The sequence below is a fragment of the Kitasatospora azatica KCTC 9699 genome, assembly GCF_000744785.1.
Lineage (GTDB): Bacteria > Actinomycetota > Actinomycetes > Streptomycetales > Streptomycetaceae > Kitasatospora > Kitasatospora azatica.
Map to the genome: position 1 here is coordinate 4,699,056 of NZ_JQMO01000003.1, position 14,347 is coordinate 4,713,402.

The 14,347-nt window shown below is 72.1% G+C and carries 11 protein-coding genes; all 11 read left to right on the forward strand.

What is annotated here, in order from left to right; all coding sequences use genetic code 11:
* Positions 1–24 precede the first annotated feature (24 nt).
* The gene (locus BR98_RS39820; protein ID WP_051970549.1) at positions 25–618 is read left to right on the forward strand and encodes a hypothetical protein; all 594 of its coding nucleotides are present in this window, start codon (positions 25–27) and stop codon (positions 616–618) included.
* Positions 615–2,816 carry a peptidoglycan D,D-transpeptidase FtsI family protein gene (locus tag BR98_RS31575; protein ID WP_083977721.1) on the forward strand — a complete coding sequence of 734 codons (2,202 nt, stop codon included), beginning with the start codon at positions 615–617 and terminating at the stop codon, positions 2,814–2,816. Before BR98_RS39820 ends, BR98_RS31575 begins: the two co-directional genes overlap by 4 nt.
* Positions 2,817–2,819: 3 nt before the next feature.
* Positions 2,820–4,487 carry a UDP-N-acetylmuramoyl-L-alanyl-D-glutamate--2,6-diaminopimelate ligase gene (locus BR98_RS31580; protein ID WP_407639517.1) on the forward strand — a complete coding sequence of 556 codons (1,668 nt, stop codon included), beginning with the start codon at positions 2,820–2,822 and terminating at the stop codon, positions 4,485–4,487.
* Positions 4,484–5,890, forward strand: coding sequence for a UDP-N-acetylmuramoyl-tripeptide--D-alanyl-D-alanine ligase (locus tag BR98_RS31585; RefSeq protein ID WP_035850215.1), 1,407 nt, complete (start codon positions 4,484–4,486; stop codon positions 5,888–5,890). The genes BR98_RS31580 and BR98_RS31585 overlap by 4 nt, the downstream gene beginning before the upstream one ends.
* A gap of 20 nt (positions 5,891–5,910) precedes the next feature.
* Complete coding sequence (mraY, locus tag BR98_RS31590; protein WP_035854510.1) at positions 5,911–6,948, forward strand: phospho-N-acetylmuramoyl-pentapeptide-transferase; 1,038 nt, start codon at positions 5,911–5,913, stop codon at positions 6,946–6,948.
* Complete coding sequence (gene murD / locus BR98_RS31595) at positions 6,948–8,378, forward strand: UDP-N-acetylmuramoyl-L-alanine--D-glutamate ligase (RefSeq protein WP_035850217.1); 1,431 nt, start codon at positions 6,948–6,950, stop codon at positions 8,376–8,378. The genes mraY and murD overlap by 1 nt, the downstream gene beginning before the upstream one ends.
* 26 nt (positions 8,379–8,404) lie before the next feature.
* A complete protein-coding gene (gene ftsW, locus BR98_RS31600) occupies positions 8,405–9,766 on the forward strand; it encodes a putative lipid II flippase FtsW (protein WP_035850219.1) in 1,362 nt (453 codons plus the stop codon).
* A gap of 6 nt (positions 9,767–9,772) precedes the next feature.
* The gene (murG, locus tag BR98_RS31605) at positions 9,773–10,879 is read left to right on the forward strand and encodes an undecaprenyldiphospho-muramoylpentapeptide beta-N-acetylglucosaminyltransferase (protein WP_035850223.1); all 1,107 of its coding nucleotides are present in this window, start codon (positions 9,773–9,775) and stop codon (positions 10,877–10,879) included.
* On the forward strand, positions 10,872–11,663 hold the full coding sequence (locus tag BR98_RS31610; RefSeq protein WP_051970552.1) for a cell division protein FtsQ/DivIB: 792 nt from the start codon (positions 10,872–10,874) through the stop codon (positions 11,661–11,663). Before murG ends, BR98_RS31610 begins: the two co-directional genes overlap by 8 nt.
* Positions 11,664–12,048: 385 nt before the next feature.
* A complete protein-coding gene (ftsZ, locus tag BR98_RS31615; protein WP_035850225.1) occupies positions 12,049–13,239 on the forward strand; it encodes a cell division protein FtsZ in 1,191 nt (396 codons plus the stop codon).
* 93 nt (positions 13,240–13,332) lie between these two features.
* A complete protein-coding gene (locus tag BR98_RS31620; RefSeq protein WP_051970554.1) occupies positions 13,333–14,079 on the forward strand; it encodes a YggS family pyridoxal phosphate-dependent enzyme in 747 nt (248 codons plus the stop codon).
* Positions 14,080–14,347 lie beyond the last annotated feature (268 nt).

The window sequence follows — 14,347 nt, forward strand, 5'->3', positions numbered from 1 at the left end:
GGCGTGCGGGGAAACAGGGAGAGCATGGTGCAGTCGGGCGGTGCAGGCATCCAGCCGGGCAGGCTGCTGCCCGGGCAGCTGGGGCGGGCACGGATCACCGTGCGGCCCGGACGGCCGCCGCGCGGCGCCGGGCGCGGGCGGACCCCGTTCGCGGTGCTGGTGGTGCTGCTGCTGGCCGGCGGACTGCTCGGCCTGCTGATGCTCAACACCGCGCTCAACGAGGGCGCCATCGAGCTGACCAAGGTGCAGAAGCAGACCACCGTGCTGACCGACCAGCAGCAGGGCCTGCAGCAGCAGATCGACCACGACGCGGCGCCGGACGCGCTGGAGAAGAGCGCCCGCCAGCTCGGCATGGTGCCCGGCGGCGACCCGGCCTTCCTGCAGGACGACGGCACGGTGCTCGGCTCGCCCGGGCCCGCCAAGGACAGCCCGCCGGTGAAGCGCTCGGGCGCCGACCTGTGGCCGACCACCGCGCAGCCCGCGCCCTCGGCGGCGCCCGCGCCCGCCCCGGCCGCCTCGCCGTCCGCGGCCGCGCCGACCGCACCCGACCCGGCGGCCAGTGGCGAGGGCGCGCTGCGGGTGGACCCGGTGAGCCCGAGCAGCGGAGGCGGGCGATGACCGAGCCTCGTCGCCCGCGCACCCCGGGCGAGCGCCGGGAGCGGCCCGCGGCACCGCAGCAGCGCCGGGTCGCGGGGGAGCGCGACCCGCGGCGGTCGGCTCGCCCGGCCGGCGAGCGCGCACCGCAACGGGAGTCGCAGCGGGAACCCCAACGGGAGTCGCAGCGCCCGCGCAAACCCGCGCAGCCCGGCCAGCCCGCGAAGGCCGGGCAGTCCGCGAGGCCCGGGCAGTCCGTGAAGGCAGGGCAGGCCGCCCGCCCGGACCGCTCGGGACGGCCGCCGGTCAAGCGCCGCCCGCCGGCCCGCCCGCAGCCGCGCCGCCTCAAGCTCGCCGACCCCAAGCGCCGGCTGCGCTCGGTGACCGTGGTGATGGCCGTGGTCTTCTCGGTCTTCGCCGGCCGACTGGTGCAGCTCCAGCTGCTGGACTCCGGCCCGCTCGCCGCCGACGCCAGCACCTACAAGTACGTGGACGTCACGCTGCCCGCCGCGCGCGGCTCGATAACGACGGCCGACGGCGTGTCGCTGGCCGCCTCGGTGGACGCCTACGACATCACCGTCGACCCGACCATGTTCGCGCCCGAGGCACTGCACGTTCCCGACGGCCCCGAGCAGGCCGCCGACCTGCTGGTGCCGATCCTCAACATGCCGCGCGACAAGGTGGTCGCCAAGCTGCGCACCCCCAAGACCCGCGGCCTGACGCTGGCCGCCCGGCAGAGCCCGCAGACCCGCAACCAGATCATCGACCTGCGCGCCGCGCTGACCAAGAAGGTCGACACCAAGGTCTGCCGGGCCCAGAAGACGCTGCTCGGCAAGTCCGCCGAACAGGGCGGGCGGACCACCGTCGACAACGCCTGCGTCAACCCGCTGGAGGGCGTCTTCGACAAGCCCACCACCACCCGGGTCTACCCGGCCGACGGCCTGGCGGCCAACCTGGTCGGCTTCGTCAACGGCGAGGGCGCCGGGGCCGGCGGCCTGGAGCTGCAATACCAGAAGCTGCTGGCCGGCCAGGACGGCCACCGGGTGTCCGCGGTCTCCGGCGGCCAGCCGATCCCCACCGGCGGCGGCACCCAGCAGGACGCGGTGCCCGGCAGCGACGTCCGGCTGACGCTCAACCGGGACATCCAGTGGGCCGCCCAACGGGCCATCACCGACCAGGTGGCCGCCGCGGCCGCGGAGAAGGGCTATGTGGTCGTCCAGGACGTGAAGACCGGTCAGATCCTGGCCATGGCCACCTCGCCCGGCTTCAACCCGAACGACCTGAACAGCGCCAAGCCCGAGCAGCTCGGCAACCCGGCCCTGCAGGACGCCTACGAACCGGGCTCCACCGCCAAGCTGATGACCATGGCCGCCGTGCTGGACACCGGCACCGCCGGCGCAGACACCCACGTCACCGTCCCCGGCACCCTGCAGCGCGGTGACCACGTCTTCCACGACGACGTCCCGCACGACACCTGGTACCTGACGCTGGCCGGGGTGCTCGCCAAGTCCTCCAACATCGGCACCATCGAGGCCGCCGAGCACCTGGGCAAGGACCAGCCGGAGTCGAACCGGATCCTCAACGGCTACCTGCAGAAGTTCGGCATCGGCCAGCCGACCGGCCTCGGCTTCCCCGGCGAGACCCAGGGCCTGCTGGCCAAGCCGGCGAACTGGGACATCTCGCAGCAGTTCACCATCCCGTTCGGCCAGGGCCTGTCGGTCAACGCGCTGCAGGCCACCTCGGTCTTCTCCACCATCGCCAACGGCGGGGTCCGGGTGGCGCCCAGCCTGCTGGCCGGCACCACCGCGCCGGACGGCCGCTTCACCCCGGCCGGGCCCGGCGCGCAGACCCGGGTGGTCAAGCCGGAGACCGCCAAGACGCTCGGCGAGATGCTGGAGTCGGTGGTCACCGACGAGCAGGGCACCGGCAACGCGGCGCAGATCCCGGGCTACCGGGTGGCCGGCAAGACCGGCACCGCCAACCGGGTGGACCCGAAGACCGGCAAGTACTCCGGCTACACCGCCTCCTTCATCGGCTTCGCGCCCGCCGAGGCCCCCCGGGTGACGGTCTCCTGCGTGATCCAGAACCCGGTCAACGGCAAGTTCGGCGGGCAGCTCTGCGGACCGGTCTTCAAGCAGGTGATGGAGTTCGCGCTGAAGACCCTCCAGGTGCCGCCGAGCGGCAGCCAGGCCCCCAACCTGCCCGTCGAGTGGAAGCCCTGAGTTGTGAACCCGATCACACCCGACCCCGCCTCGTCCCGCTCGTCCCAAGGGAGCGGCGGTGACTCACTTGGCTTCCGGAGCCCCACGCCCGATAGCCTGCCCGCCGTGCCGAAATCAGACCAAACCAGTGTGAGCCCTCCCCGCCCGACCACGGCGGCGCCCACCCCGCTGGCCGAGCTGGCCGAACTGCTCGGCCTGGCGGTGCCCGACGGCGGGCCGGGCACCCTGGTCACGGGCATCACGCACGACTCCCGCGCGGTCCGTCCGGGCGACGTCTACGTGGCCTTCGCCGGCGCCAACCACCACGGCGCGGCCTTCGCCGGCCAGGCGGTGGCGGCCGGCGCCGTGGCCGTGCTCACCGACCGGGCGGGCGCCGAGCAGGCGGCCGGGCTGGACGTGCCGCTGCTGGTGGTGGAGAACCCGCGGGCCTGGATGGGCGCGCTGGCGGCCCGGATCTACGGCGACCCCTCGCGGGCGCTGCTGACCATCGGCATCACCGGCACCAACGGCAAGACCACCACCTCCTACCTGGTCGAGGGCGGCCTGCGCGGAGCGGGCCGGACGCCCGGGGTGATCGGCACCGTTGAGATGCGGGTCGGCGCCGAGCGGATCAAGAGCGAGCGCACCACCCCCGAGGCCACCGACCTGCACGCGATCCTCGCGGTGATGCGCGAGCGCGGCGCGGACGCGGTGGTGATGGAGGTCTCCAGCCACGCCCTGGTCTACGGCCGGGCCGACGGCGTCCAGTACGACGTGGCGGTCTTCAACAACCTGACGCCCGAACACCTGGACTTCCACCCGGACATGGAGGACTACTACCGGGCCAAGGCGCGCCTCTTCGAGGCCGGCCGCAGCGGCGCCGCGGTGGTCAACCTGGACGAGGCCTACGGCCGCCGGCTGGCCGGCGAGGCGGCGATCCCGGTCACCACCTTCTCCGCCAAGGGCGCCGCCGAGGCCGACTGGCGAGCGGTGGACGTGCAGCTCGGCCCGATCGGCTCCACCTTCCGGGTGCTCGGCCCGGACGGGCAGTCGGCCGACGCCGCCGTCCCGCTGCCCGGCCCGTTCAACGTCTCCAACGCGCTGGCCGCGATCACCGCCCTGGTCACCGCCGGCCTGCCGCTGGCCGACGCGGTGGCCGGCGTGGCCGCCGTGCCGGGCGTGCCGGGCCGGCTGGAGCGGGTGGACGCCGGGCAGCCCTTCGTGGCCGTGGTGGACTACGCGCACAAGCCGGACGCGCTGAACGCCGTGCTGGAGTCGCTGCGCGAGGTCACCAAGGGCCGGCTGCACGTGGTGGTCGGCTGCGGTGGCGACCGCGACCCGTTCAAGCGCGCGCCGATGGGCGCGAGCGCCGCACGGCTGGCCGACACCGCCGTGCTGACCAGTGACAACCCGCGCTCCGAGGACGCGCTGGCGATCCTGGCCAGCATGCTCTCCGGCGCGGTGGAGGTCCCGGAGACCGAGCGCGGCGACGTGCTGGTGGTGCCGGACCGGGCCGAGGCGATCGCCTTCGCGGTCGCCCGCGCACACGCGGGGGACACCGTGCTGGTGGCCGGCAAGGGTCACGAGCTCGGCCAGTACGTCAAGGGCGAGGTCCGTCCGTTCGACGACCGGGAGGTGCTGCGCGACGCCATCACGCACACCACACCCGAGCGAGGAGTGCAGCAGCCGTGATCGCACTGACCCTGGCCGAGGTGGCCGCCGCGACGGGCGGTGAGCTGGTGGGCGGCGCCGACCCGCAGACCGCGGTGACCGCGCCGCTGGCGATCGACTCGCGCAAGGTGGTGCCGGGTGGGCTGTTCGCGGCCTTCCTCGGCGAGCACGTGGACGGGCACGACTACGCCGAGCGCGCGGTCGGGGCCGGTGCGGTCGCGGTGCTGGCCGAGCGCCCGGTCGGGGTGCCCGCGGTGCTGGTCGCCGACGTGCAGGAGGCGATGGGCCGGCTGGCCCAGGCGGTGACCGAGCGGGCCAAGCAGGTCCGGCTGGTGGCGCTGACCGGCTCGGCCGGCAAGACCAGCACCAAGGACCTGATCGCCCAGCTGCTCGGCCGGCTCGGCCCGACCGTGTACACCGAGGGCTCGCTCAACAACGAGCTGGGCTTCCCGATGACCGCCACCCGGGTCGAGGAGACCACCCGCCACCTGGTGCTGGAGATGGGGGCCCGGCACAAGGGCGACATCGCCTACCTCTGCTCGCTGGCCCGCCCCTCGGTCGGCCTGGTGCTCAACGTGGGGAGCGCGCACCTGGGCGAGTTCGGCTCCAAGGAGGGCATCGCGGCGGCCAAGGGCGAGCTGGTCGAGTCGCTGCCGGAGGACGGCGTCGCGGTGCTGAACGCCGACGACCCGCTGGTGAGGGCGATGGCCGAGCGCACCCGGGCCCGGGTGGTGCTGTTCGGGGAGAGCCGCGAGGCGCACGTGAGAGCACAGGACGTTCGCCTGGACTCCACCGGCCGTCCATCGTTCACGTTGACCACCCTGGCCGGTTCCGCGCCGGTCCAACTGCGCCTGTACGGTGAGCACCACGTCTCGAACGCCCTCGCCGCCGCCGCGGTGGCGATGGAGCTCGGACTGTCCGTCGACGACACCGCCGCCGCCCTCGGCGAGGCGGGTGCGCTGTCCCGCTGGCGCATGGAGGTCGTCGAGCGGGCCGACGGGGTCACCGTCGTGAACGACGCGTACAACGCGAACCCGGAGTCGATGCGGGCCGCGCTGCGCGCGCTGGTCTCGATCGGCGGCCGCGGCCCGCAGCGCCGCCGTACCTGGGCGGTGCTCGGCGAGATGCGGGAGCTCGGCGAGGACAGCCTCGACGAGCACGACGCCATCGGGCGGCTCGCGGTGCGACTCGACGTCACCAAGCTGGTGGCGGTGGGAGGGCGCGAGGCGGCCTGCATGGAACTGGGCGCGAGGAACGAAGGTTCGTGGGGTGAGGAGTCGGTGCTGGTGTCCGACGCGGACGCGGCGGTCGAGCTGCTGCGCGGTCAACTGCGGCCAGGGGACGTGGTGCTGGTGAAGGCCAGCCGTTCGGTGGGTCTGGAGAGGGTGGCCGAGGCGCTGCTGGCGGACGGTGCCGCCCAGTGAAGCAGATCCTCTTCTCCGGCATGATCGGCCTGGTGCTGTCGCTGTTCGGCACCCCCGCCCTGATCAAGCTGCTGGCCAAGCAGGGCTACGGCCAGTACATCCGCGACGACGGGCCGAAGGCGCACCACAGCAAGAAGGGCACGCCCACCATGGGCGGCATCGCCTTCATCTCGGCGACCCTGATCGCGTACTTCGCGACCAAGGCGATCGTCGGGGTGGCGCCGCGGGCCTCCGGCCTGCTGGTGCTCTTCCTGATGGCGGGCCTGGGCCTGGTCGGCTTCCTGGACGACTACATCAAGGTGGTCAAGCGCCGCTCGCTGGGCCTGCGGGCCAAGGCGAAGCTGGCCGGTCAGTCCATCGTCGCGCTCACCTTCGCGATCCTGTCGCTGCAGTTCAGCGACAGTCGCGGGATCACCCCGGCCTCGACCCACATCTCCTTCGTGGAGGACTTCAGCTGGTCGGTCGGCCCGGTGCTGTTCGTCATGTTCGCCTACTTCATGATCGCCGCGATGTCCAACGGCGTGAACCTGACGGACGGTCTGGACGGCCTGGCCACCGGTGCCTCGGTGGTGGTCTTCGGCGCCTACACCTTCATCGGCGTCTGGGAGTACAACCAGAGCTGCGCCAACGTGATCACCGCGACCGCCAAGTGCTACGAGGTCCGCGACCCGCTGGACCTGGCGGTGGTGGCCTCCGCGCTGATGGGCTCCTGCTTCGGCTTCCTGTGGTGGAACACCTCGCCGGCCAAGATCTTCATGGGTGACACCGGCTCGCTGGCGCTCGGCGGGGCGCTGGCCGGTCTGGCGATCTGCTCGCGCACCGAACTGCTGCTGGCGCTGCTCGGCGGCCTCTTCGTGATCATCACCCTCTCGGTGATCATCCAGGTCGGCTCGTTCCGGATGACCGGCAAGCGGGTCTTCAAGATGGCACCACTGCAACACCACTTCGAACTCAAGGGCTGGAGCGAAGTCCTGATCGTCGTGCGGTTCTGGATCATCCAGGGCCTGTGCGTGGCGGTCGGCCTCGGGCTCTTCTACGCGGGCTGGGTGACCAACTGATGCAGTGGCAGAGCCTGCCGGTCGTGGTCGCCGGCCTCGGGGTCTCCGGGGTCAGCGCCGCCCGGGTGCTGCGCGACCTGGGCGCCGAGGTCACCGTCGTGGACGGCGGCGACAGCCCCGTGCTGCGCGACCGCGCCGCCGAGCTGACCGGCATCTCCGTCCGACTGGGCGACGGCGACACCCTCCCCGAGGGCACCCGCCTGATCGTCACCTCGCCCGGCTGGCCGCCGAGCAGCCCGCTCTTCCTGGCCGCCGAGCAGGCCGGCGTGCCGATCTGGGGCGACGTCGAACTCGCCTGGCAGCTGCGCAAGCCGCTGCCCGGCACCGGCGAGCCGGCCCCGTGGCTGGCCGTCACCGGCACCAACGGCAAGACCACCACGGTGCAGATGCTCGCCTCGATCCTCACCGCCGCCGGCAAGCGCACCGCCGCCGTCGGCAACGTGGGCGTCTCGGTGCTGGACGCGGTGCTCGCCGGATTCGACAACGAGGCCGAGCCGTACGACGTGCTCGCCGTCGAGCTCTCCAGCTACCAGCTGCACTGGGCGCCCTCGCTGCGGGTCCACTCGGCAGCCGTGCTCAACCTGGCACCCGACCACCTGGACTGGCACGGCTCGATGGCCGCGTACGCCGCCGACAAGGGCCGGATCTTCAACGGCAACCAGGTGGCCTGCGTCTACAACCTGGCCGACCCGGCCACCGAGGAACTGGTCCGCGAGGCCGACGTCGAGGAGGGCTGCCGAGCGGTCGGCTTCGGCCTGGACGCGCCGGGCCTGTCCCAGTTCGGCGTGGTGGACGACCTGCTGGTGGACCGCGCCTTCGTGCCGGACCGGGCCAAGAACGCGGCCGAGATCGGCTCGGTGGCCGACGTCAACCCGCCGGCCCCGCACAACATCGCCAACGCCCTGGCGGCCGCCGCGCTGGCCCGCGCCTACGGGGTGGACGCCATGGCGGTCCGCGACGGGCTGCGCGCCTTCCGGCCCGACGCGCACCGGATCGCGCTGGTCGGCGAGGTCGCGGGGGTCACCTACATCGACGACTCCAAGGCCACCAACACCCACGCCGCGGCCGCCTCGCTGCGGGCCTACGACCCGATCGTCTGGATCGCCGGCGGGCTGGCCAAGGGCGCGACCTTCGACGAGCTGGTCCAGGGCGCGGCGAGCCGGTTGCGGGCCGCCGTGCTGATCGGCGCGGACCGCGCGCTGATCCGCGAGGCGCTGGCGCGACACGCCCCGGATGTACCAGTGATCGAAGCGGCCGAGGGCCAGACTGGCGCGGTGGCGATGGCCGAGGTGGTCACGGCGGCCGCGTCCCTCGCCCAGCCGGGCGATACCGTGCTGCTCGCCCCGGCCTGTGCCTCGATGGACATGTTCACCAACTACGGCGAGCGGGGGGACCTCTTCGCCGAGGCGGTGCGGGGGCTGACGAAGTAACAGACCAGGGGAGAAGGGGCAGCGCGGTGGCGGGTCAGGTCAAGGCGGACACGTCCGCCCCGCCGGAGCGCGGCCCCGCTCTGATCTCGGCGACCACCACGGTCTTCAAGGCCGAGGGCGCGCTGGGCCGGCTGAAGGCGCTGCGCGAGCGGCTGCGCTGGACCATCAACCGGCCGCTGACGCCCTACTACCTGATCCTCGGCTCGGCCTCGCTGCTGGTGGTGCTGGGTCTGGTGATGGTCTTCTCCTCGTCCACCATCACCGCGATCCACCAGGGCCTGCCCGGACCGTTCTACTTCCGCAAGCAGCTGGTCGCGGTGGTGCTGGGCACGGTGCTGCTGGTCGCCGCCGCCCGGGTGCCGGTCGCCGTGCACCGGGTGCTCGCCTACCCGGTGCTGCTCGGCTCGATCGGCGCCATGGTGCTGGTCGCCATCCCCGGCATCGGGATGAAGGTCAACGGCAACCGGAACTGGCTCAACTTCGGCTTCTTCCAGGTCCAACCCTCGGAGTTCGCCAAACTGGCGCTGCTGCTCTGGGCCGCCGACCTGCTGGCCCGCAAGCAGAAGGCGGGCACCCTGACCCAGTGGAAACACCTGCTGGTGCCGCTGGTGCCGGGTGCGCTGGTGCTGCTGATGCTGATCATGCTCGGCGGCGACATGGGCACCTCGATGATCCTGGTCGCGATGGTCTTCGCGCTGCTCTGGATGGTCGGCGCCCCGCTGCGGCTGTTCGTCGCCACCCTCGGCATCGCCGTGGTGGCCTGCACCGCACTGATCATCACCGTTCCGCACCGGCTGGACCGGCTGGCCTGCATCGGCTCCACCAAGCCGGTGCCCGGCCACGACTGCTTCCAGGCCCTGCACGGCCTCTACGCCCTGGGCCTGGGCGGCCTGTTCGGCACCGGCCTGGGCGCCGGCTACGAGAAATGGGGCCAGCTGCCGGAGGCGCACACCGACTTCATCTTCGCCGCCACCGGCGAGGAGCTCGGTCTGGTGGGGACGCTGTCAGTGATCGGTCTCTTCGCGGCACTAGGGTATGCGGGTATCCGAGTGGCCATCGGCACGAAGGACCCCTTCGTCAGGTACGCCGCGGGAGCCGCCACCACGTGGATCACGGCGCAGGCCGTGATCAACCTGGGGTCGGCACTGGGACTGCTCCCCATCGCGGGCGTACCCCTGCCGCTGTTCTCCTACGGGGGATCCGCCATGCTGTCGGCCATGACGGCACTCGGGATGCTGCTCTGCTTCGCACGCAGCGTCCCGGGGGCCAAGGCGGCACTCGCCGCCCGGAGCTCCAAGTCCCGGTTCAGGACAGGTCTGCGCCGGGTGCTGCCACGACGACGAACCACAGCGCGTCCGGCCCCCGGGTCGGCGCGCAGGGAGCGGTGAATTTCGGTGCATGTCGTACTCGCCGGCGGAGGCACCGCCGGTCACATCGAGCCGGCCATGGCGCTCGCGGACGCGCTGCGCAGGCACGACCCCAGCATCGGCATCACCGCGCTCGGTACCGAGCGCGGCCTGGAGACCCGGCTGGTGCCCGAGCGCGGCTACCAGCTGGAGCTGATCCCGGCCGTCCCGCTGCCGCGCAAGCCCACCCCCGAGCTGATCACCGTCCCGGGCCGGCTGCGCGGCACCGTGCGGGCCGCCCAGGAGATCATCGAGCGGGTCAAGGCGGACGCGGTGGTCGGCTTCGGCGGCTACGTCGCGATGCCCGCCTACCTGGCCGCCAAGCGGGCCGGGGTGCCGATCGTGGTGCACGAGGCCAACGCCCGCCCCGGCCTGGCCAACAAGATCGGTGCCCGGTACAGCGACTTCGTCGCGGTCTCCACCCCGGACAGCAAGCTGCGCGACTCGCGCTACATCGGCATCCCGCTGCGCCGCACCATCGCCACCCTGGACCGCAACGCGGTGCGCCCGGAGGCCCGGCACTACTTCGGCCTGGACCAGCGCCTGCCCACCCTGCTGGTCTCCGGCGGCTCGCAGGGCGCCCGGCGGCTGAACGAGACCATCCAGGCGATCGCGCCGCGGCTGCAGCAGTACGGCGTGCAGATCCTGCACGCGGTCGGCCCGAAGAACGAGCTGCCGCGGGTCGACGACATCCCCGGCATGCCGCCGTACCGCGCGCTGCCCTACGTGGACCGGATGGACCTGGCCTACGCCGCCGCGGACCTGATGCTCTGCCGGGCCGGTGCGATGACGGTGGCCGAGCTGGCCGCCGTCGGCCTGCCGGCCGCCTTCGTGCCGCTGCCGATCGGCAACGGCGAGCAGCGGCTGAACGCCCAGCCGATGGTCAAGGCGGGCGGCGGCCTGCTGGTGGACGACGCCGAGCTGACCCCGGACTGGGTGCTGCGCAACGTGCTGCCGGTGCTGACCGACCCGCAGCGGCTGTGGGACATGAGCCGGGCGGCCGCCGAGTTCGGCCGACGGGACGCCGACGACCTGCTGGTCGGCATGGTCTACGAGGCGATCGACGCCGCCAGGGGCGGCCGCCGCCGTGGCTGACCGGCTTGTCGATCCGACGGTCGAGGAGGAACTCTCCTCCTCCGCCGAGGACTTCGAGGACGAACGGCCCCCGCTGCGACTGTCGCGGCGCGGGATCGTGGTGCTCAGCGGATTCGGCGCGGGACTGCTCGCGCTGATCGGCTGGCTGGTCTTCTTCTCCTCGGTGCTGGACGTGCGCACGGTCGCCGTCCAGGGGCTGAAGAACGACAAGCTGACGGTGGACCAGGTGCGGGACGCGATAGGGCCGGTGCAGCACGGACCGCTGGCCCGGGTCGACCTGGACGCGGTGCGCCGCCGGGTCCAGGCGATCCCCCGGGTGGCGAAGGTCGAGGTCTGGCGGGGCTGGCCGCACACCCTTCGGGTGAAGGTGGTCGAGCGGCAGCCGGTGGCGGCTGTCAAGGGAGCTGACGGACAGTTCACCCAGGTGGATGCCGATGGGGTGAGCTTCGCCACCGAGTCGGCGCCGCCTCCGGGCGTCCCGGTGGTGGAGCTGCAGCTCAGCCAGCCCGCCCAGGACGCGACCGCGGCGCTGCCGCAGGTCGAACTGGTGCGCGGCGCGGTCCGGGTGGCGGCCGGACTGCCGGCCGAGGTGGCCAACCAGGCCCCCGCGCTGCTGGTCCGTTCGTATGACGACATCGAGTTGCGGCTGGCCGGCGGCGCCACCGTCCGGTGGGGGAGCCCGGAGCGGACCGAGCGCAAGGCGACGGTGCTGCGCGCACTGCTCAAGCAGGCGGCCAGGACCTACGACGTGACCGCCCCGGACGCCCCTGCGATCTCTGGCTGAGGAAATCCGGTAGGTTCTCTGCCGGGGGCACCATTGACGATCCGTCGGTGATTGGCTGACCCTGGGTGGTCCACCCCCGGTGCCTGGCACCCGGTGGTGATCACATAGGCTCAAAAGAAAAAAGGGAAGCTCGGCGTGTTCGTTGAACACGGGCCCGCCCGACACTTAGTGTCCTGTGTCACCAGGCTCTGTGTCGCCGGACCTGACGCTCCGTTCGGAAACCGGTCCGCAGGCACAGTGTGAACCCTCAACGTCAAGTTTAGGGTTCGGGTCGCCGGTTCTATTTCGGACAATCAGTCAGGAATCGGGCTCCCCATTCATCTAGACCGTCGGCTTTCACGACCCAGGAAGCCGACCCGGACATCCGAGGCGAGAGGCCTTCGACGTGGCAGCACCGCAGAACTACCTCGCAGTCATCAAGGTCGTCGGCATCGGCGGCGGTGGTGTCAACGCCATCAACCGGATGATCGAGGTCGGTCTCAAGGGCGTCGAGTTCATCGCGATCAACACCGATGCGCAGGCCCTGCTGATGAGCGACGCCGACGTCAAGCTCGACGTCGGCCGTGAGCTCACCCGCGGCCTCGGCGCCGGGGCCAACCCCGAGGTCGGCCGCAAGGCCGCCGAGGACCACCGCGAGGAGATCGAGGAGGTCCTCAAGGGGGCCGACATGGTCTTCGTGACGGCCGGCGAGGGCGGCGGCACCGGGACCGGTGGCGCTCCGGTGGTGGCCAACATCGCCCGCTCGCTCGGCGCGCTGACCATCGGCGTGGTCACCCGCCCGTTCACCTTCGAGGGCCGGCGCCGCGCCAACCAGGCCGAGGACGGCATCGCCGGGCTGCGCGAGGAGGTCGACACCCTCATCGTCATCCCGAACGACCGGCTGCTCTCCATCTCCGACCGTCAGGTCAGCGTGCTGGACGCGTTCCGCTCGGCCGACCAGGTGCTGCTCTCCGGCGTGCAGGGCATCACCGACCTGATCACCACCCCCGGTCTGATCAACCTGGACTTCGCCGACGTCAAGTCGGTCATGTCGGACGCCGGTTCGGCGCTGATGGGGATCGGCTCGGCCCGCGGCGAGGACCGCGCCAAGGCGGCGGCCGTGATGGCCATCTCCTCCCCGCTGCTGGAGGCCTCGATCGACGGCGCCCGCGGCGTGCTGCTCTCCATCTCCGGCGGCTCCGACCTCGGTCTCTTCGAGATCAACGAGTCGGCCCAGCTGGTCAGCGAGGCGGCGCACCCCGAGGCCAACATCATCTTCGGTGCGGTGATCGACGACGCGCTCGGCGACGAGGTCCGGGTCACCGTGATCGCCGCCGGCTTCGACGGCGGTCAGCCGCCGGCCATCGTGCGCGACCCGGTGGTGAAGTCGACCCCGGCCGCCGCACCGGAGCGCCCCACCACTCGTCCCTACGGCGGGATGGGTTCGGTGACGGGCCGTTCGGAGGAGAGCGCCGCGGCCGCGCCGAAGATCGAGACCGTGGTGGCCCCGCCGGTGCCGCCGCAGGTCCAGCCGGCCCGACTGCCCTACGTGGAGAGCCCGGCCGAGGAGCTCGACGTGCCGGACTTCCTGAAGTGATTTTGTAAGATTTCCGCAGGGTTCGATGCCCACTCCGCCATCGGCTGGGGTGGGCATCGTCGTGTGCGAGACATCTCGCCGTGGGCATGAAATATGACGAACCAGCAGGAGGCTGAGTTCCCGGTGGCCGACCGTCTTGAGCAGTTGAGAGCGGGCCTCGACGCCGTCGAGCGGCGGATCGACGCCGCCTGCGCGGCGGTCGGCCGGCCGCGCTCGGAGGTGACCCTGGTCGTGGTCACCAAGACCTACCCCGCCTCCGACACCCGGCTGCTGTCCTCCCTCGGCGTGCGCGAGGTGGCCGAGAACCGCGACCAGGACGCCGCGCCGAAGGCCGCCGACTGTGCGGATCTTCCGCTGATCTGGCACTTCGTCGGGCAGTTGCAGACGAACAAGGTGCGCTCGGTGGTGCGCTACGCACACCACATTCACTCCGTCGACCGACCGCGCCTGGTCACGGCGCTGTCCGAGGCGGTGCTCAAGGCCGAGCGGCCGGAGCTGGGTTGCCTGGTGCAGGTGGCCTTCGACCTCGGCGGGGGGCAGGGGCGGGCCGGGGTGGCGCCCGAGGACGTGCCGGTGCTCGCCGATCTGATCGCCGACACGCCCGGGCTGCGGCTGGACGGTGTGATGACGGTCGCTCCGTTGACCGGTCCACTGGCCGGCGACCCGGCGGCGGCGTTTACGCGCCTGGCGGAAATCTCAACCGGCGTACGCGCGGCGCATCCTGCTGCCACGATGGTCTCGGCGGGCATGAGCGGCGACCTGGAGCAGGCGATCGCCGCCGGAGCGACACATGTACGCGTCGGTACGGCGGTGCTCGGTGCGCGGTCACCCCTCGGGTAACGTCACCGGGTAGTAGATCAGACTGCAGGACAAATCAGGACAAAGCACCGATTGGTCCTGATGAAGCCAGACTGAAGCTGACAACAAATCGTGGATCGTATGTCCGCGGCCACGCTAACGGACTGACGGACCATCGGCTTACCGTAGCCGATATCTGACGGAATGTGAGCGGACCGCACGTCCCAAGCCCCACGCTTCGACTGCGGGTCAACCGTACTCGAAGCGTGCGGGTCTCGCGGGACTGGCCGGTGACGAAGCCGATCCACCA